The organism is Bacillus sp. SRB3LM, from assembly GCF_015712745.1.
In the GTDB taxonomy this organism is placed as follows: Bacteria; Bacillota; Bacilli; order Bacillales; family Bacillaceae_G; genus Bacillus_A; species Bacillus_A thuringiensis_K.
The window spans coordinates 407,015-429,918 of record NZ_VWVQ01000021.1 but is presented as its reverse complement, the minus strand read 5'-3'; the positions used below and the strand labels follow the sequence as shown (position 1 = coordinate 429,918).

Below are 22,904 nucleotides of genomic sequence, written 5' to 3'. Positions count from 1 at the left end.
TCGGCCCCCTTTTGTACATATAATTTCTCATGATATTCGGTCTCCAAAAGAGAAAAACCTTTTATTCTAGCCGTTTCGAGATATTTCTCAAAATACTTCCCTTATATCCGATATATAATGGGGAGACCTGGCAGGATTGTCTAGGAACATAGAAAAAGGAGGGGAAGAGGATGAAAAGTGGAACCCGAATATTGGTTACTTTCTCATTGGTTTTGCTCGGACTGCCTATCATCTTTTTAGCTTTTATTACATGGAAGCATAAAAAGCCATCCGAATCTGTAAATCTTATGATAGAAAACTCGCAAGAAAACAGATTACCATCCTATACGCCATTCCAAGTTACTACCTTCAACATTGGTTACGCAGGATTAGATGCAAAACAAGATTTCTTCATGGACGGAGGAACAGGCTCACGTTCTCGTAGTAAAGAACAAACCAAACAGAATTTACAGCACATGTCTTCCTTCTTAAAAGCAGATTATGCAGATTTTGTCTTGTTACAAGAAGTCGATATGAAAGCATTCCGTTCTTTTGATCAAAATGAATATCAATTTTTTCAACAGGAGTTATCCTCTCATGCGTCTACATTTGGTTATAATTATAGGAATCCATGGGTTCCGGTTCCCTTTTTGCGTCCCATGGGATATGTGGAATCAGGACTCGCTACGTTTTCTACCTACTTCATACAACAAGAACTCGTTTTCAATTACCAGGGAGAGAGCCTTGGCCTAAGCAACTCTTTGATTTAGATCGTGCGATGGTAGAACACATGATCCCGGTTGAAAATGGAAAGAACTTACGAATCGTAAATCTACATGTCTCGGCATATGATGCAGGTGGGAATATCCGCAAACAACAACTGCAATACATAAAACAGTATATGCATACACAGTATCAGAAGGGGGATTATGTGATTATAGGTGGCGACTGGAATCAGCTACTGTCAGATATTCAGTTACAAGACCCCGCATTTCTAGCCGCCTGGCCCAAATGGTTAGTGCGTTTGCCCCAAGATTTTACAGAAGGAGGGTTTCAATGGGCTGTAGATTCTTCTGTGTATACGGTACGCGATAATCGTACGGCATACATCAAAGGAAAAAGTTTTGTGACCATTATTGATGGATTTTTAGTCTCACCTAATGTGGAAATCCTTCAAGTCAAGGGACACGATTTACAGTTTACACATAGTGATCATAATCCTGTGAGTGCTGTTTTTCAATTACAGTAGAACGGAAGACATACGTTCGAATAAACTTTTGGGAGACGTGAATAAACATGAAACAAGCATATACAATTGTTGTTATCGGAGCTGGTACAGCTGGGATTTCCTTGGCTGCCCATTTACTCCGTCATGCCCCTGTATTAAAAGAACAGGTGGCCATCATAGACCCTGCTCAAACACATTATTTCCAGCCACTATGGACCTTTGCGGGAGCTGGGATTGTCAAAAAAGAAGCAACGATGAAAAAGCAATCCGACCTCATTCCAGAAGGCGTACATTGGATACAAAGGAATGTTTCGGAAATAAGTCCGGGAGAAAACAGGTTGCTACTAGAGGATGGAACTATTATTACCTATGAAATGTTAATTGTAGCTGCGGGTATTCAAATTCATTGGGATCACATTAAAGGATTGAAAGAATCGATTGGAAAAAATGGGGTTTGTAGTAATTACTCGTATGACTATACGGATGCAACCTGGAGAGAAATCCAACAATTTAAAGGAGGAAACGCCATCTTTACGCATCCGAATACCCCTATCAAGTGTGGCGGTGCACCTCAAAAAATTATGTATTTAGCCGAGGAATACTTTTGTCGCCAAGGTGTCCGGGAGAAAAGTAAGATTATGTTTCAAACAGCAAATCCACATATTTTTCATGTACCTCGCTATGCTTCCTCTTTAGAAAAGGTAATTCAGAGGAAACAAATTATAACGAACTTTCATCAGAATTTAGTAGAAATTAACGCTGAAAAAAAAGAAGCGATTTTTGAAGATATACAAACAGGTAATAGAGAAAGCATACCGTATCATCTCTTACATGTTGTCCCGCCTATGGGACCACCTGATATGATCAAGAATAGTTTACTAGGAGACGAAGAGGGATGGGTAGATATAAACCCTTATACACTGCAGCATGTACGGTACCCCAATATATTTGGGATTGGGGATTGTACCAATTTGCCAACTTCTAAAACGGGGGCGGCTATTCGAAAACAAATCCCTGTTGTAAGAGAAAACCTGTTGGCATTTTTACAGGGACAGGAGGTACAAGCGACATACAATGGCTATACATCTTGCCCTATTGTCACGGGATATAAAAGTTTGATTTTAGCAGAATTTGATTATCATCAGGAAGAACAAGAAACATTTCCGTTTGATCAATCAAAAGAAAGATATAGTATGTTTTTGTTAAAGAGATATGCACTTCCGTTTCTGTATTGGAGATATATGCTGAAAGGCATTGTATAAGAAATGATACATTGTCAAAAGAAGTCATGCCTAAAAGAATTTGAAGTGTAAGGGGACGGATGTATGTTATTAGAATGTTTTTATCATGATAAGTTGGCTCATGCGTCTTATATTGTGGGGTGTCAGGATTACGGAGGGGCCATCGTTATCGATCCAGGACGCCACATTGAACAATATATGACATTTACTAGAAAGCGAGGATTAGACATCATTGCGGTAACGGAAACACATATTCATGCTGATTTTGTATCTGGTGCGAAAGAGCTTGCGTTATCTTGTAACGCAACGTTTTATGCAGCAGCTGAAGGGAGAAGCACGTGGAAGTATCAATATCTCGATCAAGTGCCATACCATCTTGTCAGAGGTGGTAGTGAATTTCATATTGGTACAATCCAATTTCAGGTTATGCATACGCCTGAAAGTATTTCATTTCTAGTCATAGATACAAAACAGCATAATGAAACCGATGACAAACCGATAGGGATTTTTACAGGAGATTTTCTATTTGTTGGTGATGTAGGTAGACCAGATTTATTAGAAATGGCTGTTGGTATTCCACATCATGCGAAGAGTAGTGCCAAAGACTTATTTCATTCGATCCAAAAAATCAAAACGATGCCGGTATACCTACAAATTTGGCCCTCCCATCGTGCTGGTAGCGCATGCGGAAAATCATTAGGCACCATTCCCTCTTCTACAATGGGCTATGAGAAACATTTTAATTGGGCCTTTCAAACAGAAGAACAAAATTCTTTTGTGATGCATGTATTAAGTGGACAGCCGGAACCACCACCTTATTTTTCTAAAATGAAACGAATCAATCAAGTTGGTCCGCCGATTCGTACACAGGGTCTCATAAAAGAAATACATTCTTTCCTGCATGGCAACAACTAATACATACAGATAAGCAAATCATTGATACAAGAGAAGCAACGGTTTTTGCTTCTGGTCACGTAAAGGGCTCACTTAATATTCCCTATAACCAGTCCTTTACAACATGGTGTGGTTGGCTCCTAGAGGATAGCCAGGACCTTATCATCGTTATCGATCCTCTGTCTGTGAATATAAACGAGGTACGGAGAGATTTGGAAGCAATTAGACTAGACCGCACGATAGCCTATATGCCTTCAAATACACTGAAAGATATAGAGCCATTAGAGACGTATGAAGAAAGAACCGTTCAAGAATTGTTTTCTCTTATACAATCGGGAACCCATCCTGTTATTGATGTTCGAAATCAATCGGAATGGAACGAGGGCCATCTTCCGCATGCCAAACATATTAAGCTAGAACACCTGACAAAGCATGTACAAGACATTCCAAAAGATCTTTCGATTATTGTACAGTGTCGTTCTGGTATACGTTCCGCTATTGCAGCAAGTATATTACAAAAACATGGTGTAAAGGACGTAATAAATGTACAAGGTGGCTATCTAGCATGGCTAAAGGCGGAATTCCCTATTTGTAAATAAAGAGATAGAAAATTACAATCATCATGCGAAAGAATGTAGGATGAAAAGAATGGTGAAAAGGGATAGGCATCTATAAAAAAACGTTACATTTGTTTCATTACAAAATGTAGCGGTTTTTTTATGTATCATTTGAATTTGTAAATTACTCTATACGATAGCTTGATACATCAAGTGCTTATTGTATCACGAATTTTCTGTGCAGTAGTTCTTATCTTTCCCGTCCCGCGGTTTGATTTGCTTAGAATTCCATTCTCAAAGCAATACTATCTCCTTGGAACATATTTTGATCGTTTCCATTGTCTTCAAATATAAATTTCATCCAAAACCAATCCATTTTTCCAGGTTGTAACCCTCCTGATTCTGTCCACTTAGATGCAAATACTTTCTTTGAAACGATTTCTGGTCCTTGTTCTTTTAGTTCCGCAAGGGTTGTTTCATAAACAGGGCTCTTTGCTGGATCCCAATCCCAAAGGAATTGTACTTTTATATGCTTACCAAAATCCTCTGCCTAATTATTTTTCAGGGCATCGTTTACCGTATAATCTATTTTCATCACAACATCTTGAATAGCTAACGTACCACTATTTTTTAGTTGAATTATTTTAATATTTTATCCCTTGGTTTCAACTGATTTAAATCCAATGAAGTCGTAGGTTGCATAGCTAAATCTAATGTACCCGCAGTAAATGTGTTATTCGTTACTACTTGATCACTAAAATAGGCATATGTTCCCCCACCGATGAAAGATAAACCAAGAGCGGCAAAAATTGAGGTGGTACAGTAAAACTGGAACACAGTATAGAGATAAATTATTCTATATAAGAGGTGTTTCAGATGAAAAAACAGTATGATGAAACGTTTAAAAAACAATGTGTTGAATTGGTAATCAAAGAAGGGCGTACAATTTCCAGTATTCAAAGAGAATTTGATCTAGGACATGGGACTCTTAATTCATGGATAAAAAAATATTCTTCTCCACTTTTAGATAGTAAGGGAACTGATATGGCAGAACTACGTTCTTTACGAAGAGAAATCCAGGCATTAAAAAAGGAAAATGAATTTTTAAAAAAGGCGGCAACCTTCTTTGCCAAAAACCAAAACTAACACGTTTTCAGTTTATCAAACAATATCACCACATATTTGGAGTGCGCTGGCTTTGCTATCGATTACAAGTGTCTGCGAGTGGTTTTTACGACTATTTTCATCGTAAAGCCACTGAAGGTCAGAAACAACGTAAAAAGACAGCGGCTTATATTGTCATGCAATTTAAACGTTTAAAAGGTAGAATGGGGTATCGAAAACTGTACCGTTATCTTATAAATAGAGATGTTATGGTGAGCTTATCTCAAGTAAGACAAGCTTTATGTCGAGCTGGATTAAAGTCAAAAGTTGTCACGTATTATAAAAAAAGAAAGCAAGACCATTATACATTCCCAAATGTACTAGAGCGCTCCTTTAAACCTGGTAAGAAAGACGTTCCAACAGTTGTATGTGATATTACAGAATTTCGTTTAGTAAATGGATTGAAAGTGTATTTTTGTGCTGCATTAGACATTAGCACCCGGCGGGTGCTTGGTTACTCTTTGGATACTCACCAAGATGCGCAATTAGTAAAGGACACAATTCAGCAAGTTAAAAATGTTTATGGAAGTCACAAAAAGATTTTATTTCATAGTGATCAAGGATCCCAGTTTGCCAGTTATACAGTTACTGATTTTTGTAAGCAACAAAAGATTCAACAAAGTATGTCCCGCAAGGGGAACTGTTGGGATAACGCTGTGATCGAATCATTTTTTAGCATCTTTAAACGTGAATGTTTGCATGGAGAAAAACTGATTTCTCTCGCTCAAGTAACTCAGTTAGTAGCTGAATTTATTTATATGTATTACCATTCCATTCGTCCGCACTCATCATTAAATGGAATAACTCCGTATCAGTATTCAAAATCAATTGCATAATCTATTTCATGTTCCAGTTTTTCTTGACCAGGTCAAAGAAACCGTAGAAGGTTTGGCATATAGATCATGCTCTGCCAGACTTACTGTCATGACGAAAGAGTTTGATTCAAAGAAGTGGATCGTATTGCGATTCAGTCTTCTGTTTACAACCTTTAGGAGGGATTTAAGATTAAAAGATTTCACCATCTTATCAGATAAAACAATCTATAAAAATCTGAAGTTTTTTCAATCATTAGGAGAGAAGTTGACAAAAACACAGCGTATTTTCCCTAGAGAAAAGAATGGATCTTTTCGCTGGAATAAACAGCGAGTAAAGGTAGCTAAAATGTATAAATACAAGGCGAGTGCTAGAAAAGATTAATTGGACAAAATCTTAACTAAAATTATCCAAAACCACGGTGTTATCGATATAGAGGATTTGCAAATATCAAATATATTACAAAAATATAAATTAGCAAAAGCGAGTTGTACGATATCATGGTCAAAGTTTCGAACTATGTTGGCGTATAAAGAAAAAATGGTAAGGAAAACATTTATTTCAAACCAATTATGTTCTTGTCAAAACACAGACGTACAAAATATAAACCTACATAAATGAGACTACCCTTCTTGTCTTCCAAATCATAATAGAACCCTTTTACTTAGGAATCTCTCTGTTCTAACCGGAGTGAAACCGAAGGTAGTTCAGATATTGAATTATATTTTTAAAATTTCCAATTTATAAAGGTAAATTGACTACTAATCAAAAAATATAATGTTTTTTGTGCGTCTGTCCAAGCAGGATTATGATATGCTCATATAAATAAAATGAATATACAAATTCTAATAGTATGTTCGGAAACGCCTCTTTGTTAATAGCAAGTTGTTTGAAGGTTAGAAAAATTTAATGAATAAGGAGAGATTATCATGCCCTATTATGGATATGGTGACGGTTTTTGTAAAGTATATGGTTTATTTCAAGGAGATAAAATCCAAGTATTTTCAGGTGGAAGAATTATGGGGACAGGTTCATTTATTCGTGTAGAAGGCCCTATATTAGTTTGGGTTGATAGAAATGCAAATATGAATTTCACTGATTTACGAGTAAGCAGTGTACGTAAAATAACAGGCGGATGTTGTCCGGATAATGATGTAGATGTAGTTGTTAATGATTTTTAGAAAGTCGTCTTATACGTGGATGTATCATATTTATTTTTGTTAATTATAACGATTGTAAATCGATTGCCACTTATAAAATTTCGCATTAGTTAAAATGCCCATACCTCCACAAGGGTTTCTTTTTGGACCCTTGTTTTTCTTTCTCTAAATCGTGGATAACTCTATCATACTCATTTTAATTTTTCCAGGCATCTTTGTTTCAACTTAATGGCTCGAAAGCTACCTGTTCCCTTTAAAATTAAATATTTATAATTATCCTCTCCTAAATTTAAGCAACAATTTATAGCCTCTAGGGCCTCCTGATATTTTTTTAGATAAAATAGAATATTAGCTTTTATAAAATATAAATCCACATAATCTGGATAAATTTGGATCGCCAAATCTATACCACGCCAGCCCTTTTCAATATTACCTGATTCCATAATAATTGTATACTTTAATCGATATGCTATTGCAGGTGGTAAAGTTTCTTGCGCAAGAAATTTCAAAATTGCTTGGTTTATAAAATAAAATGCTTTTTCATAATCTTTTACACCATAATGTTCGGATGCCATATGATATTCAATCCATGGGGTATGATTTTGAATTTCTAACTCATTTTTAAGTATTTCTAAATTACGTTTTTTTTTTTTTACTTGTCACTCTTGAATTGAGGTATCCATAGTGTTTAATAGGGGTATTGAGAATTCCATATTGAGAAAAGTTCGGAGGAATACATAACGTCTCATGAATCTTATTTTGAAATCTGAGCTCAGCACCATTGCAAAACAATCTTGGCTGAAAAATCTGATAAATATTATTTTCTGCAACCGTATTTCCAACATAGTTTAGTATAGGTAAATAAAACAACTGTTCTTTTTTTTCATCTAAACTATCTTTTAAATTACTAATTCCATTTCCATCAAATTCCTCGTCTGCATCTAAACATAGTATCCATTTACTTTTTGCTAGTTGAATACTAAAGTTTCTTGCTTCAGAAAAATTATAGTTCCAAAGAAACTGATAAATATTTTTGGAGTATTGTTTGCAAATATCAATGGTACGATCACTGCTACCTGTATCAACAATAATAATCTCGTCTACTAGCTCCTTAATACTATTTAAACACCTTTCAATACTTTCTTCTTCATTTTTTACAATCATGCATAAAGAAATGGTGTTTTTTTTCAACGTTATTTCCCCTTTCATAATATGAATATTTTTTATTCGTGTTATATAAATATCGGAGATTCGTCCGCAATCTTACATCTATATTCAATTCTATTAGTAAATTAATTATTTTATTGCTGAATCCGTCTCCAAGCATTAAATGCAGTTGAGTTTACCCAAGGTGGACTAGCATGAATATTGTTAATTTTTTTTTGTATTTGATTCACGTTAAATAAAGTTTGATTTAATAAAGTTTGCAGTAACAGTTTACATCTTTTGTAGTATCGTGGTTCTAAAAGCTCATAAGTTTGTACGTATTTATAAATATATCTCAAAAAAGCTTGTATATTTTTTGAAAAATGTATAAATTGAGGATTAATCAAAATATTATACTTAACATCTTGCTGTATTTCGTTAATTTTTATGTTAAGATGATTAAATAAACTATGAAAAAGCCATAAAGATTCATATAATCTCTTATTTATCACTATATGCATATTCCTGCAACAGGATACGTGTTGCAATTGACTTAATATTTTTTTGAGTAATGCACAATGTTGTTCAATATAAAAAAGATAATGTTCTAAAATGGAATTTATGAATGTTTTTGTGTTAAATAAGCTCTCATTAACCATTTTCACCTCTCCCCATATATAAATTTGTTTCTTATTAGAATAAATTTAACAAATTAATGTTTACATGTGTTGAAATTTACCTATTCTCCACCAACATTAGTCAAGAACACTATTTTTAAATTTGTATATTAGCCAATACTACATAAAAATCGGCGAGAAATGCACTATATCTTTTGTAAAAAAATACATCTCAAAAATTCTATATAGACATTACAATAAAAACTAAAAATATTAGCTTGGAATATTTACCCATAATTATTCCTTATAGTTTATTATTTTCACAATTACATTTTTTGGAAATTTTATTACAATTTTGTTTACAACAGTTTTTCTTACAACGACAACCTTGCAAAGTACTTTTCTCACATACACAGGTACATCTATGCTCACATTCAGCTATAGAATTAACTTCTTCTAATTTCAATTGTAATAACATTTGAGACTTAACAATAGTCCTTAACGTATCATTGACACTTTTATTCATTGCTATATATTTAGAGACATCTAAATGTTTTATTTTTAAAAAATGTTGTAATTTTTCACCCTCAGCATTTAATATGTGCGATAAACCAATTTCCTCCATCGCAATGGAAGACAATAATAAATTAATTGCTTCATGACGCGTTAAAGAAATACATGGCGTAATATTAGGGATATTGGGAAGTGACATATAATCCTCCTTCTTAACAAAATGCTATCAGTAATTCTTATTTATCTTATGTTTTATTTTTAGGTAAGTTCTTTCAATCGTATGACTAATTATTCCTTATTTTTAAAGTATACGTTTATGACGTTAATGATGAATCAATTACACAAATAAATTTCCGCTAACAAATCCTTTACTTCATAGAGATACTCTCATGTTAAAATTTTAAGTTTTTTTCCTGCTAATAATTTTATATTTTCTTCTTATTTAAGCTACCATTAAACTATTTTTGGGTGAACACAAACTTCATGCTTTGTATAACATAAATGAAAACGAAGTTTAAGATACCACTTCGTTTTCACAGCATTTGCTAATAAAATTATTGCTAATTACATATAATTTAAATAATATTCAAATCGTGTTTTAATCGCACGTACATTACCAAAAGAAGCTTCAAAAACAAAATGACGAACTTACATTTTCACTTAACCTAATTTATAATAACAGGCATTGTTATAAATAAAATTCCCTGGATTCCAATGAGTAAAATCTAATCTAGATTGTCTTTATATTTTTGTAATTTCTGTCGAAAAATTCTTATACTTTGTATAAGAAAATCTAATTCATCTTCACTCACTGTTTCCCCATCTAAACTAAGAGCGTAATTTTTAGCTTCTAAGTTATCCTCTAGAGAAATTTTTTTTATATTATTTAAATTAGATACAATTAATAAATCTGTTATCTCAATTTTATAAACATCAGCAATTTTTGAAAGTAATTCTAAAGAAGGAGTATATACTCCCCGCTCTACTTTAGAAAGGTTACTGTAGTCATAATCGATTTTTTCAGCCAATCCTTGTAGTGTATCACCAAATTTTTTGCGCACTTCTTTAATTCTAACCTCCATCAATTAAACCTCCTTCCTCTACTGAAATTTCAATTCTACTTACTCTCATAAGTAGATAGGGTTTATATGAATGATAACTTATAAGCAATATATAATTCAAATGTTAATTTACACATTATGACCTGGTCAAGAAAAACTGGAACATGAAATAGATTATGCAATTGATTTTGAATACTGATACGGAGTTATTCCATTTAATGATGAGTGCGGACGAATGGAATGGTAATACATATAAATAAATTCAGCTACTAACTGAGTTACTTGAGCGAGAGAAATCAGTTTTTCTCCATGCAAACATTCACGTTTAAAGATGCTAAAAAATGATTCGATCACAGCGTTATCCCAACAGTTCCCCTTGCGGGACATACTTTGTTGAATCTTTTGTTGCTTACAAAAATCAGTAACTGTATAACTGGCAAACTGGGATCCTTGATCACTATGAAATAAAATCTTTTTGTGACTTCCATAAACATTTTTAACTTGCTGAATTGTGTCCTTTACTAATTGCGCATCTTGGTGAGTATCCAAAGAGTAACCAAGCACCCGCCGGGTGCTAATGTCTAATGCAGCACAAAAATACACTTTCAATCCATTTACTAAACGAAATTCTGTAATATCACATACAACTGTTGGAACGTCTTTCTTACCAGGTTTAAAGGAGCGCTCTAGTACATTTGGGAATGTATAATGGTCTTGCTTTCTTTTTTTATAATACGTGACAACTTTTGACTTTAATCCAGCTCGACATAAAGCTTGTCTTACTTGAGATAAGCTCACCATAACATCTCTATTTATAAGATAACGGTACAGTTTTCGATACCCCATTCTACCTTTTAAACGTTTAAATTGCATGACAATATAAGCCGCTGTCTTTTTACGTTGTTTCTGACCTTCAGTGGCTTTACGATGAAAATAGTCGTAAAAACCACTCGCAGACACTTGTAATCGATAGCAAAGCCAGCGCACTCCAAATATGTGGTGATATTGTTTGATAAACTGAAAACGTGTTAGTTTTGGTTTTTGGCAAAGAAGGTTGCCGCCTTTTTTAAAAATTCATTTTCCTTTTTTAATGCCTGGATTTCTCTTCGTAAAGAACGTAGTTCTGCCATATCAGTTCCCTTACTATCTAAAAGTGGAGAAGAATATTTTTTTATCCATGAATTAAGAGTCCCATGTCCTAGATCAAATTCTCTTTGAATACTGGAAATTGTACGCCCTTCTTTGATTACCAATTCAACACATTGTTTTTTAAATGTTTCATCATACTGTTTTTTCATCTGAAACACCTCTTATATAGAATAATTTATCTCTATACTGTGTTCCAGTTTTACTGTACCACCTCAAAATGAATAAAAGTAACGAACAGAAAAAGGGCGCTCATAAGAGCGTTTTTTCTGTTTGTAGAATTCTAAACATATTTTATTTTTCAATATACATAGAAAGTATAATTGTACATGTATATGGGTGTCCTGTTTTATTTATTCCTTTCACATCAATTATAAGATTGTATATATCCGATTGCTCTATATGCTGTAACGTAGCAGATAAAATATTTGTATCTACTTGTCGAAATCCATCAGATTATGAACTCAGTGTAGCTGTCCAATGAACAACGCGAATCATAATAGAGACCACCTCCGCTTCAACAGTTTTTTATCAAAAGATGGGATTTTTAATTTTGCTTTATTAGCGGGTATTTTCAAATGGAAAGGTGCTTATTGTTGATACCGTACCATCATTAAATAGGCATCTTTACCTTCCGTGTTCATACGTATCTGCCAGTCTCCCACTTTCATACTTTTTAGTTGAAACATATGAATGAAAACCCCTTTAAAAAGATATTATGACCCTTTGTTACTAATGTATCTTGTTTATTATAAACCTTCCCTGATGAGGAAATAAGTTGTATCTCTACCTGTTTACTCGTTATTAAAATTAATACGGTTCCTGTTTTTAACGTATCTACAGAAAACATTGTGCCATTTTCTTAATGGGGAATCAGTTCTACACCTAAAATCGTTTGGTTTTCTGTCGTTCCTAACTCTGTATAGGGCTCACTCATAGAAGGAAAGGAAGATGTTGACTGCACTTCCTTTCCGAATGGAATCATGGTCTAATGTAACATCAGAAAAAAGGTGGATAGCGTACGGCATAAGTAAAAAGCAAAAGCTTGATAGCCATTATTAATGTTTTTGAGGTTTTACCTAATATTGAAATCATTCAAGCCAATGGACACGATTCACAGTTTACACATAGTGATTATAATCCTATGAGTACTGTGTTTACGGGGATTCAAATCCATTGGAATTACATTAAAGGCTCAAACGAATCAATTGGAAAAAATGAGGTTTGTAGCAGTTGTTGATTCAGGTGTTCAGAGCACACATCCTAATTTAAAGATAAGATAAACCTCGGTTATGATTATGTACGAAATAATATGGTTGATGTTTAAATAATGTAATTCCTTTTACGTCGAAAAAGAGAAGTCTGGAATGTAAATTTCCCTTTTTTGACTCACATATACACATACTTTTACTTTTTGAACAATTTTGTCAGACTACGGAAAACATTGTAGTTTTTTATATAAAGAAAATAACAGGAATAAACAGAGTATTTCACGTATATCTTAAAATGGTGATAACAACCCAAAAAATTCCATTTACACAAAAAAATATGTTTATAATACCAATAAAACATATAAAGTTCTGAGTTTCTTCACCGTCTCGAAAAGAGAGTATGCTATATCAAATCCATTTTTATAGGGGGGTATTTTATGAATTCATTACAAGAACAATCCATTATTCCTTATAATGTACTGGTAAGCCCGCCAAGGGGCACTGCAGGGAGTCAATTTGGTGATTTTGAGGACCTTATTACTTCCCTAAAAGAAGCATGGGTGGAATTTCAAAAAACAGGTAGTGACAAATTATTAACAACGGTTCTACAGAACGGATTCTCAGCAGCGAGTGGGGGAAGCTTCAATTATCTAGCAGTTTTACAAGCTGGTATAGGAATATTAGGAACAGTTTTAGGCGCTGAAATTCCTGGCGTTGCTGTTGCAGCACCAATTCTCAGCATGGTGATTGGTTGGTTGTGGCCACACAGTAGTAAAGATGATACTCAACAATTGATTAATTTGATTGATGCAGAAATTCAAAAACAGTTGAATCAAGCCTTATCTAATCAGGATAAAAATAATTGGCAGGGGTATTTGAATGCTATTTTTACATTAGCGAGCGAGGCAGCGGACACCGTAGTCGATGCGCAGTTTACTGGCGTACAAGGAGATCAAAACAGACAACCAAGACAACCAAGCCCTTCAGATTATGTAAATGTTTATAATGAACTTGTTGCGGCTAATTCCGCTTTTATTATCGCCCTAAGTCAAATGGTCACTGGAAATTTTGACACGCTTGCGATACCTTTCTTTGTTATAGGAGCAACTGTACAATTATCAACGTATCAATCTTTTATCCAGTTTGCAAATAAATGGATTAATGTAGTGTACCCAGATCAAACACAAGGTGATGGGCTTACACAAAAACAAAATCTAGTTAGAATAAAAGGAATCATGCGGACAGCTATTCATGACAACACACAAAAAGTGTTTGATGCTTTTAAATCGGGGATGCCTTCATTAGGATCTGATAAAGCTTCGATCAATGCCTACAATGTATATATTCGAGGAATGTTGTTAAACGGCTTAGATATGGTTGCAACATGGCCTTCCATGTATCCTGATGATTATACTTCTCAAACAGAATTAGAACAAACACGTGTTATTTTTTCAGATATGGTTGGACAGGATCAAATCAATAATGGGACTACGACTATTCATAATATTTTTGATAGCAATGGTTATCAACATCAACCCATCAACCTGAATGATATCTCGTATTTTCCAGGAGAATTACAGTACATTCGAACGAAAACATACAACCCTAATAATGCTTGTTACCCCTATGGACTTTATTTAGATTATACAAATAATAAGACGTACCGCTACGGGGATAATGATCCGGGAAATAACACCAGCTGGGATCATCGTGCGATTGCCCCTGTCCAGACAATTAATGCGATTACTCAAAATACTCGTTATGTAGATGCGGAAAGCTTATCGACAGAAAATGCTGACTTAGCAGGTTGTGCTACACCTGGTTATTGTAATGCTGCGACGTGTACACCGGGAAGCTATTGTGTAAATGGAAGTTCTGGATATGCAGCGAGTTGTAATACTCCGTTACCGAATCAAAAAATAAATGCACTATACCCTTTTACACAAACAAATGTGTCGGGAGCATCTGGGAAATTAGGAGTAATGGCGAGTTTCGTTCCCTATGGTCTAAGTCCAAACAATGTTTTTGGTACAATCGATCCTGATACACTAAATATCGTTGGAAAAGGGTTTCCGGCAGAAAAGGGATTTCTTACGAATGGGAACCGTCCTGTAGTGGTAAGAGAATGGGTGAATGGTGCGAATGCTGTAAACCTTACTCCGGGAAATACTTTGTTGATAACAGCAACAAACTTAACAGCGGGAAAATATAAAGTTCGTGTACGTTATGCAAACGCTGGTACAACTACTGCATCTTTAACGCAAAGTGTAGTAGCAAATGGTGGCCAGATTCAAGGTGGTGGATGGGGATTTAAAAGTACTACAAATGCCAATATACAAGCAAACTTCCCAAATCAAGTATATGTATCGGGACAACAAGGAAATTATGTAGTCCAAGACATCTCATGGCCTGCAGGTGGCGGATCTGGTGATCCTCTTACTTTACCTTCAGGAAATGTGGTAGTAGCACTTACCTTACAGCCACAGGAAACAAACACACAAGTATTTATCGATCGGATTGAGTTGGTTCCTGTTAGTCAACCTACTCAGTCATCCGATAATATTATAAATTATACAATTACAAGTCCGCTTTGGGCTTACTGGAATGAATCCGGGGTAGGACCAGATAATTTTCCAACAATCTGGACAGCTAGCTCTGGTGAAAATGGGGTTTCTGCTAGCATTAATGCAACAAACCTTGATAACAATGTAACTTTTATTGCTATGAATGGAGATGATTGGTCTTCGGCAGTTCCAATGCAAGATGCAACTGGGGATTATTCGATAAGTAATGGGGATTATATTTTAAAACCTTATGGAGACCAGCCGTTCACCGTAATAAAAATAGGTAGCTATTCTTCAAACTACGTTACACGAGGAACGATTACTGGTACAGTGAATATACCTCAAAACTAATATGTTCCATTATTAATTAGTAGAGCCAAAGAAATAGTATGTCCTATTAAAGATCTAAAGGAGTGATTATATGATGATAAATACAGATCAAATAACATCCGCTGTTAAATTCCCTTTCAACAATTTGGCACAAACACGTGTGATGACACAAAGTCTTTTTTCGACCGATAATCCGAATCAACTAGCTCCCGGTGTGACCGATTACTGGATTGATTATGTGCATCAACAAGTTCAATCTCTACCAAATAGTTATGCAATAGAAAAACGGGAATTAAATACACAAGTGAATCAGGCAAAACGTCTGAGTAAATCACAAAATGTATTGCGCAGTGGGAGTTTTACAGGTGAAGGGTGGCAACTTGGACGCAAGGTGTTCATCTCATCAGGAGACTCACAATACGCGGGGCAGCAACTGGTGTTACCTCCTTCTTCCCTTGTATATCCATCTTATGCCTATCAGACTGTACCGGAATCAGTATTAAAACCGTATACACGTTATTATCTATCCGTTTTTGTCTTACAAGCGGATTCTCTACAAATTATGGCTTCCCGCTATGGAAATGAAGTCAATCAAGTCGTGAATGTAGCCTATTCTACGTCTCTGCCAACTTCTGTAGAAGGTGTTAACAGTAGTCCAAACTTCTTTCAATATCCAATTGATGTAGGTGCATTACATCCAGAAGCGAATATAGGCATTACAGTTGGTTTTACCGTACCGTCGAATGGATTCGCAAAAATAAGTCAAGTTTCCTTGACAGAGGGACGCCCACTAACTGCGGCAGAAATAAGAAAAGCACAAAACCAAGAGGAACAATGGCTACAACCCTATTTGGCGCAACAGGCACAAATCACTGCGGGTTTACAGCAGGCTACAAATCAATTAAATGCCATGTACGATTCATCCAATTGGAGCGGAACGATCGGACCAAACGTAAGTTATACCGATATAGAGAACTTAACAGCACTTCAAAACAGTGCTCCTCAAGAAGGATCTATGCCAGGTATACCAATGCAAGATCGATATGCACAACAAAAAGCAGCAATCTATCAAGCCGCTCTTCGCGCTTGGAATCAACTACAAGCACGGAATATTGTTCAAAATGGTTTGTTTCTTCAACAAGCACAAAACTGGAATATAGCCGGTACAGTGAGTTTCCCACAAGACAGTAATCGGAAACCTGTCTTGACATTATCGAATTGGGATAGCACAGTTACTCAAATCATTACCTTACCAAGTGAGGGCGGCAACACAGAGTATCGTGTTCGCGTTCGTGCCAAAGGACAAGGAACGATTTCCATTGTGCCACCAGGAAATCAAAGACATATGTTATTCTTCACCCAACCTACTTTTATGACCCAAGAATTCTATTTCTATCCAGATGCGAATACGAGCCAAGTGGATTTGATTATTCAATCAGAGGGTGCAGAGTTTACGGTAGATTGGGTAGAAGTACAAGAAATGATATATGAAGAAATCACACCACATAGTGTTTCAGGTGGAGATACAGTAATAAATACCATTGGGGTTGCTACTCCACTCGCACAACCAGGAGCATCTATAATGGCAACGGACTCTTCTCTAGGAGCACAGACAAACGTATCTGCGAATAACGCGAATTGTCAGTGCGGGCAACCTTCAAATAATATGAAGTCGCCTTGCCAATGTAAATAATCTGTTGTATTTTGGCTGTTTTACTCCAGAGAGAAAGGGCCTGATAAAAGAGCACTCCTATGTGCCATAGGAGCAAATTAGCCCATAAAAACGGAGTTGGAGGTATATGGTATTACCCCCTATAGGTAGACAGTAAAAAAAGAGTCCATCTGATATGATGGACTCAATACTGTTTTATCTGGAGGGGATTTTTTTATGGCAAGAAAAGGACAATCATTTCAAAAATATACAGAAGAACTAAAGCGAGAAGCAGTTCGTCTTCGATTAGAAGAGAGAAAATCATTGCGAGAAATTCGTGAACAACTCGGTGTGAAGAGCGATGCCCAGATTATTGAGTGGGTAAAACGTGCGCAACAGGGGGAGTCCTTTGATGATCAACGTGGTGTCTGGAATCGAAAGAATTTTAATAGTCTAGAAGAAGAAAATGCTTATTTGAAGGCACAGGTTGAGTATTTAAAAAAGCGCAATCCAAATCTACATGGGAAGGAATGGTCCTAAAGAAAGAACGATTTTCTCTTATCGATTCATTACGCCAAGCCTATCCACTCCGATGGTTGCTTCAAATCGCGGAAGTTTCTAAGGCTGGCTACTATAAATGGCGGAAATATCATAACGTGCAGCGTTTACGTCAGAAAAGGGATAGGTGGCATAAAGAACATATTTTATCTATTCATCGTCAGCACCCTTACTATGGGTATAAACGTATGACTCGTGCTTTGGCTCGAGAAGGAATGGTAATGAATCATAAACGTGTTCGTCGTCTTATGAGAGAGCTGGGTATTCAATCTATCATTCGAAAAAAACGTCCGTTTTATGGAAGAAAAACATCTGTGGTATTTAAAAATCATTTGAATCGAGAGTTTCAAGCTGAAAAGCAAAACCAAAAATTCGTAACAGATATTACTTATGTACGAATCGGAGAACAATTTGCCTATTTGTCAGCTGTGTTAGATCTATACAACAATGAAATTGTTGCCTGGAAGCTATCTTCAAGAAATGATTTAGATTTGGTTTTAACTACATTACGTCAATTAGAAGGGAAGTCATTAACTACTAAGCCCCTTTTCCATTCAGATCAAGGGTTTCAATATACATCTAAATCCTACGCAAAACAGTTAGAGAAATTAGGATTTGTCGGTAGTCATTCTAGACGTGGAAACTGTTTTGATAATGCGTGTATCGAATCATTCTTCTCACATTTAAAAACAGAGAAGTTGTATTTAGTGCGCCCAAAAACATATGAAATGGCCTACCGAGCAATTCAAGAATATATTCAGTTTTATAATACAGAAAGATTCCAAGAAAAACTTCACGGCCTTTCCCCGATAGAATATCGGGAAAAGGCCGTGGCATAATACTCTTTTTATTACTGTCTACTTGACAGGGAGATGACCATGTAGAAATTTCTCAATATTCGTCGATGAGGATGTGTGCTAAGATACAAGTGGATGTAAATTCCTTTCCGTTGTTTGTAAGTTTATATATAAAGAAGAGACGCTTTCATAAAGATTGCGTTTTTTCTTTTTTGTCTTATTATAAATTTTGAGAATGAAAAGAAAAACATACAATAGACAAAGAAGGAAGCTTACAAAAATGAGTTTCCGAATCGCTTTTATTTTTTATCTATCTTGTGGGAGCTAATAGAAAGGAATTAAAATAAAATATACTTGTTACTATGTTGTTGTACCCACACTTATATCACGTTTAGCATGGTACTACATATAAGAATAAGATACAGAAACAATCCCATGAGAAGTATATATTTCATATAAGTTGTATCATAGAAATCACTAAAAAAAATGACACTTACAATTGTAATCAACATAATAGATAATAAAACGACTGGATGCAAATTGAAGTGACCCCCGAAAAGGGGACACCAATCAAAACACCTAAACCACTTGTTCCCTAAATTCTTTAGGGGATAGGTGGTTTAATTTTTCTTGAATTCGCACACAATTGTAGTAATGAATGTATTCTAGCACAATCTTTTGCACAGTTGTGTTGGATACTTTTGTTATCTCTTGTGAATAGAAGGCTTCACTTTTTAAATGACCAAAGAAGCTTTCCATGACGGCATTATCATGGCAATTTCCTCTCCGGGACATGCTGGTGATCATGCCGTTTTCTTTGGCATACGCTTGAAATTCTTTTGCTGTATAAATACTTCCTTGATCTGAGTGAAGAAGGACATCTTTTACTTTTCGCCCTCTCATTGCTTGTTTTAATGTCTTCATCGCTAATGTCAGTGTTTGTGATTCGCTGATGACACAACTAATAATTTCACGATTAAAGGCATCCATAATCGTTGATAAATACAAGGTACGCTCTCCAAATAAGAGATACGTCACATCCGTAAACCACTTTTCATTTGGTCTGGATGCATCGAATTGGCGCTCCAATCGATGAGGGGATACCATTGGCTCCGTACCATTGATATATTTCTTTTTCTTTCGACGTACTTTTGAAAGAATGTGATTTTGTCTCATGATTCGTAATACTTTTTTATGATTGACACACAGTCCCATTTTTCGAAGAGTAGCGGTCACTCTTCGATATCCATACCGGAATTTATGCCTAAGACAAACGTCCTTTACTTTCTCTTCTATACCATCTTTCAAATCTTCCGTTCGTTGTAACCAACGATAAAATGTGGAACGGGGTAATTCTAATACGTTACACAATTCTTTTACCGTTATTTTTGTTTTTACATTTTCCCATAAAGCAACTACAGTTTCTGGTTTCAGCCCCTTTCGATTTCCAGATACTTTCCCCATACAAGTAATTTTGTTTTTAGATGTTTATTTTCTAAACGTATCTGTTCTAATTCACTGAGCTCTTTTGGTCCTTTTCCATAAGAATATTGTTTTCCTACAGGTTGTTGAAAACGATACGTTTGATCTGTACGATACCATTTCATCCATGTCTTAATTTGGGAAACATTTTTAATTCCGAGTTTCTCCATAATTGTACGATTTGAGTAGCCGTCTTTCTTCATTTCAATCACTTTCCACTTTGTTTCTTCTGGGTAATGAACTCTTGTCTTCAAACGAAAAACACCTCCAATGAATTTGCATACTTAGTATGCGAATTCAGGAGGTGTTTTTTTCATGTACCACTATTCGGGTTCACTTCAAATAGAGTGGGTTTTTGGTTACATAGATGATGTAACAAGAAAAAGAGATTACGAATAGTAAGAAAGCAACGAAATTAGATTTATACATAAGAGAATTCCTTTCTCAAAAAATGCATACAAATATTGACGAATTGTAGCGAATCCGTGTGGGATTTGTACGAAAGATGTCGAATTAAACGTTTGTTTAAAACATAAAGATTGGGATAAAAGCCCTATATCGTTGATGCATCAACATTTTATCGTCAAGGAAATCCCCTTGATAGGTAGTATGTATTCGCCATATGTTGCAATTTAATCATGGGATCATAAAAAATAGGAAAAAAGATTGAGCGAATGCGCCCAATCTTCCAAATGACAGCTTACCACAGCTTATAGAATATAATAGCAAACATATATCCATTTGTCTCAATACGTTTATTATTTCGCATCTTCAAATACATGCAATGCATCTTTACGGAGCTTATCTTTTTCAGTATCTGACCTTTTGAAATCGTATTGATATAAAGCGGATTCCCAATCCCCATACATCGGATTCGGGAACACAATAAATTTTTCTCCAAATGCTTCGTGTATCGCTTCAACTGATTGATTTCTATCTTGTACAGATTTCTCATCAAATCCTGTAAAATCAGATAAATTATCTCCAAAGAATAGAATAATATCATGTTCTGTCGCAACTTTCTTTCTGCGTTCTTCCTTCCCTTTTTCTTCTTTTCCCTGCAATAAGACATGCTCCTTATCAGCTTGCGGGATATTCAGATTCTGTAAATTTTGTAAGGTAGCATCTAATTGACTTTGTTTGCGATTTGAAATGTAGTAGATCGCCACACCTTTTTTATTTGCATATTGTAAAAAGGAAACGGCACCAGGAAGATCTTCTGCTTTCGCTTGTTGAATCCAATCCTCCCATTTATAAGGAAATCCTTTCTTCTCTTTTACTGTCATGGCTTGATACGGACTATTATCCACGACAGTTTCATCTAAATCTAAAACGATGGCAGCCTTTTTCTCGGTACCTTTGGCAAGTGCTGCGTCTAATTTCATCTTTCCGATATTATATCCTTGATGATAGAGCGCTTTGACTTCTCCAGCGGTTTGATACCAAGCATCTGCCATCACTTGTTGTTCGGTTAGTGAAAATGGTTGTTTCGGCTGTGTTTGTGGTGACTGACACCCTATAAGAGAAAGAGAAAAAAGTGTTAGAGCTATACTTGTTTTGAAAATGGGTTTCATTGTGTATCACACTCCTAGTTGTATATTTTGTATGGTATGCGCTTACTTTACGGGAATTATATTAAAAATACAATGCTCTTTTATTAGAAAAACACCTTCAATTATTTTAAAGGTTCTTATAGGGTTGTGTACTCGTTTTAATTCGTTCACATGCTTTTCCTACTCCGCATAAATTAAAAACGTTTACTAGTCAATCTGAAGAGTTTGTTTCAAGTGAGTTCGTATACAGTTGGTACACAAAACCATTCGTTTCATATAGATTGGTTGTATCAACATGATCAAAACGGTTCTGTTGTTGTTCATTTTCAATTGCATTCCTCCCCATACAAATCTCCTTTAAAGTTAACCTGAATACTTAAAAAACTTTGATACAACTTAGGTTAACCTAGTTAACATGGGTCAATTCATTTGAATCAAATAAAAAACTAGTTCAGGTAGAAACCCAAACAGAACAAATTCAATGAAAAAATTCGAACTGTATATACATTTGGCTTTTTTTAAAATAAAAATCACAAATGTCTTTGTGTAAGTATTATAATTGGTATAGAATACAAAAAATCATTTTTCTTTTAACTTGTACAAAAAGAATCTATTGTATAACTGTCTTCTTCCCGTAAAAAATATAGGAGAGGATTGGTATATTGAACAAATCATTGTCTAGTGGTTCTAATCAATTATTACAAGAAATCGATCAGAAAATGAGGATAATTGAGTCTATGCTTATCCTTCGTTATATTTCTGGGCATGTGGGCATGTGCCTACAGAAGAAGCATATGAGGTCCATCAAATGTTGATAGAAGTATCTCAATTGTTACTCACGTTGGAACAAGAGCCCAAAATGGCATCACTTGCAAAGTGTTTAAGTCTACAACTACAAACCATCCAAGAAGAATACAATAGAATAATTGGATAGGTTAAAAACGGCATTATAATTATGAATATTTTTAAAAATAAAAAATCATCACGTTGTTTTTAGCCCTTTTTGGGGAACGGCAACGATTCCTTCTTTTTGGGGCCACTTATAAAAAACACATTAAATTTCAAATACTATTTTTATCTCCAGAGGATACCTCCTTTTACGGTTTTAAAAGAAAATAGGATAAATTACTTTTGTTTTGAATTCATATATCTTTTGATAAGGATAGGAAGAAAAACTCAAAATGATTCTAATTTTTGCATTCATCTACTTGAAAGATGAATGCTTTTTTTCGTACATAA

At 35.1% G+C, this 22,904-nt stretch carries 18 protein-coding genes and 4 pseudogenes; 11 read left to right on the top strand and 11 right to left on the bottom strand.

What is annotated here, in order from left to right; all coding sequences use genetic code 11:
• The first annotated feature begins 170 nt into the window (after window positions 1–170).
• The 3 genes and pseudogenes from F3I02_RS15400 (at window position 171) to F3I02_RS15390 (ending at window position 3,941) form a co-directional block, all read left to right on the top strand.
• Window positions 171–1,228 (top strand): annotated as a pseudogene (locus F3I02_RS15400) (endonuclease/exonuclease/phosphatase family protein).
• 41 nt (window positions 1,229–1,269) lie between these two features.
• On the top strand, window positions 1,270–2,469 hold the full coding sequence (locus F3I02_RS15395) for an NAD(P)/FAD-dependent oxidoreductase (RefSeq protein ID WP_196478168.1): 1,200 nt from the start codon (window positions 1,270–1,272) through the stop codon (window positions 2,467–2,469).
• A gap of 63 nt (window positions 2,470–2,532) precedes the next feature.
• A pseudogene (locus F3I02_RS15390) lies at window positions 2,533–3,941 on the top strand (MBL fold metallo-hydrolase).
• A gap of 238 nt (window positions 3,942–4,179) precedes the next feature.
• Here the strand turns inward: F3I02_RS15390 and F3I02_RS15385 are convergent.
• Window positions 4,180–4,736, bottom strand: a pseudogene (locus F3I02_RS15385) (TasA family protein).
• A gap of 39 nt (window positions 4,737–4,775) precedes the next feature.
• On the opposite strand from F3I02_RS15385, the gene F3I02_RS15380 reads away from it, so the two are divergent.
• The 4 genes and pseudogenes from F3I02_RS15380 (at window position 4,776) to F3I02_RS15365 (ending at window position 7,057) form a co-directional block, all read left to right on the top strand.
• On the top strand, window positions 4,776–5,045 hold the full coding sequence (locus F3I02_RS15380) for a transposase (RefSeq protein ID WP_230876755.1): 270 nt from the start codon (window positions 4,776–4,778) through the stop codon (window positions 5,043–5,045).
• Window positions 5,000–5,899: an IS3 family transposase gene (locus F3I02_RS15375; RefSeq protein ID WP_196477652.1), complete on the top strand. Its 900-nt coding sequence runs from the start codon at window positions 5,000–5,002 to the stop codon at window positions 5,897–5,899. The genes F3I02_RS15380 and F3I02_RS15375 overlap by 46 nt, the downstream gene beginning before the upstream one ends.
• Before the next feature lie 160 nt (window positions 5,900–6,059).
• Window positions 6,060–6,494, top strand: a pseudogene (locus tag F3I02_RS33935) (transposase); the annotation flags it as partial.
• A gap of 311 nt (window positions 6,495–6,805) precedes the next feature.
• Window positions 6,806–7,057: a hypothetical protein gene (locus F3I02_RS15365; RefSeq protein WP_196477513.1), complete on the top strand. Its 252-nt coding sequence runs from the start codon at window positions 6,806–6,808 to the stop codon at window positions 7,055–7,057.
• A 170-nt stretch (window positions 7,058–7,227) separates the two neighbouring features.
• Here the strand turns inward: F3I02_RS15365 and F3I02_RS15360 are convergent, their stop codons facing one another.
• The 7 genes from F3I02_RS15360 to F3I02_RS34430 form a co-directional block, all read right to left on the bottom strand.
• Window positions 7,228–7,611, bottom strand: a complete 384-nt coding sequence (locus F3I02_RS15360; protein ID WP_196477514.1) for a hypothetical protein — start codon at window positions 7,609–7,611, stop codon at window positions 7,228–7,230.
• A gap of 61 nt (window positions 7,612–7,672) precedes the next feature.
• Window positions 7,673–8,227 (bottom strand): glycosyltransferase family 2 protein, encoded by a 555-nt coding sequence (locus tag F3I02_RS15355; RefSeq protein ID WP_196477515.1) that lies wholly within the window; start codon window positions 8,225–8,227, stop codon window positions 7,673–7,675.
• Window positions 8,228–9,103: 876 nt separating this feature from the next.
• Window positions 9,104–9,511, bottom strand: a complete 408-nt coding sequence (locus F3I02_RS15350; protein WP_196477516.1) for an alpha-helical endospore appendage domain-containing protein — start codon at window positions 9,509–9,511, stop codon at window positions 9,104–9,106.
• Window positions 9,512–10,037: 526 nt separating this feature from the next.
• Window positions 10,038–10,394, bottom strand: a complete 357-nt coding sequence (locus tag F3I02_RS15345; RefSeq protein ID WP_078401364.1) for a helix-turn-helix domain-containing protein — start codon at window positions 10,392–10,394, stop codon at window positions 10,038–10,040.
• A gap of 153 nt (window positions 10,395–10,547) precedes the next feature.
• A complete protein-coding gene (locus F3I02_RS15340) occupies window positions 10,548–11,447 on the bottom strand; it encodes an IS3 family transposase (RefSeq protein WP_196477652.1) in 900 nt (299 codons plus the stop codon).
• Window positions 11,402–11,671: a transposase gene (locus F3I02_RS15335; RefSeq protein WP_230876755.1), complete on the bottom strand. Its 270-nt coding sequence runs from the start codon at window positions 11,669–11,671 to the stop codon at window positions 11,402–11,404. Before F3I02_RS15335 ends, F3I02_RS15340 begins: the two co-directional genes overlap by 46 nt.
• A gap of 710 nt (window positions 11,672–12,381) precedes the next feature.
• Window positions 12,382–12,504 (bottom strand): hypothetical protein, encoded by a 123-nt coding sequence (locus tag F3I02_RS34430; RefSeq protein ID WP_269061754.1) that lies wholly within the window; start codon window positions 12,502–12,504, stop codon window positions 12,382–12,384.
• Window positions 12,505–13,167: 663 nt separating this feature from the next.
• On the opposite strand from F3I02_RS34430, the gene F3I02_RS15330 reads away from it, so the two are divergent.
• The 3 genes from F3I02_RS15330 to F3I02_RS15320 all read left to right on the top strand — a co-directional run bounded on the left by F3I02_RS15330 (window position 13,168) and on the right by F3I02_RS15320 (window position 18,672).
• Window positions 13,168–15,645 carry an insecticidal delta-endotoxin Cry8Ea1 family protein gene (locus F3I02_RS15330; protein ID WP_196478121.1) on the top strand — a complete coding sequence of 826 codons (2,478 nt, stop codon included), beginning with the start codon at window positions 13,168–13,170 and terminating at the stop codon, window positions 15,643–15,645.
• Between the two features lie 70 nt (window positions 15,646–15,715).
• Window positions 15,716–17,317, top strand: a complete 1,602-nt coding sequence (locus tag F3I02_RS15325; protein ID WP_196477777.1) for a hypothetical protein — start codon at window positions 15,716–15,718, stop codon at window positions 17,315–17,317.
• 195 nt (window positions 17,318–17,512) lie between these two features.
• Window positions 17,513–18,672 (top strand): IS3-like element ISBth8 family transposase gene (locus tag F3I02_RS15320; RefSeq protein WP_196477519.1). Its coding sequence is split into 2 segments (ribosomal slippage): window positions 17,513–17,771 and window positions 17,771–18,672, totalling 1,161 coding nucleotides; the frame shifts between segments, so codons are not numbered across the junction.
• A 537-nt stretch (window positions 18,673–19,209) separates the two neighbouring features.
• Here the strand turns inward: F3I02_RS15320 and F3I02_RS15315 are convergent.
• The 3 genes from F3I02_RS15315 to F3I02_RS34425 all read right to left on the bottom strand — a co-directional run bounded on the left by F3I02_RS15315 (window position 19,210) and on the right by F3I02_RS34425 (window position 22,011).
• Window positions 19,210–20,366, bottom strand: a protein-coding gene (locus F3I02_RS15315; protein WP_196477871.1) for an IS3 family transposase whose coding sequence is annotated in 2 segments (ribosomal slippage) — window positions 19,210–20,114 and window positions 20,114–20,366 — 1,158 coding nt in all. Because the reading frame shifts where the segments join, the coding sequence is not laid out codon by codon here.
• Window positions 20,367–20,870: 504 nt separating this feature from the next.
• Complete coding sequence (locus tag F3I02_RS15310) at window positions 20,871–21,686, bottom strand: 5'-nucleotidase, lipoprotein e(P4) family (protein ID WP_196477520.1); 816 nt, start codon at window positions 21,684–21,686, stop codon at window positions 20,871–20,873.
• Between the two features lie 190 nt (window positions 21,687–21,876).
• Complete coding sequence (locus F3I02_RS34425; RefSeq protein WP_269061755.1) at window positions 21,877–22,011, bottom strand: hypothetical protein; 135 nt, start codon at window positions 22,009–22,011, stop codon at window positions 21,877–21,879.
• A 462-nt stretch (window positions 22,012–22,473) separates the two neighbouring features.
• On the opposite strand from F3I02_RS34425, the gene F3I02_RS34420 reads away from it, so the two are divergent.
• Complete coding sequence (locus F3I02_RS34420) at window positions 22,474–22,599, top strand: hypothetical protein (protein ID WP_269061756.1); 126 nt, start codon at window positions 22,474–22,476, stop codon at window positions 22,597–22,599.
• Window positions 22,600–22,904: the final 305 nt, after the last annotated feature.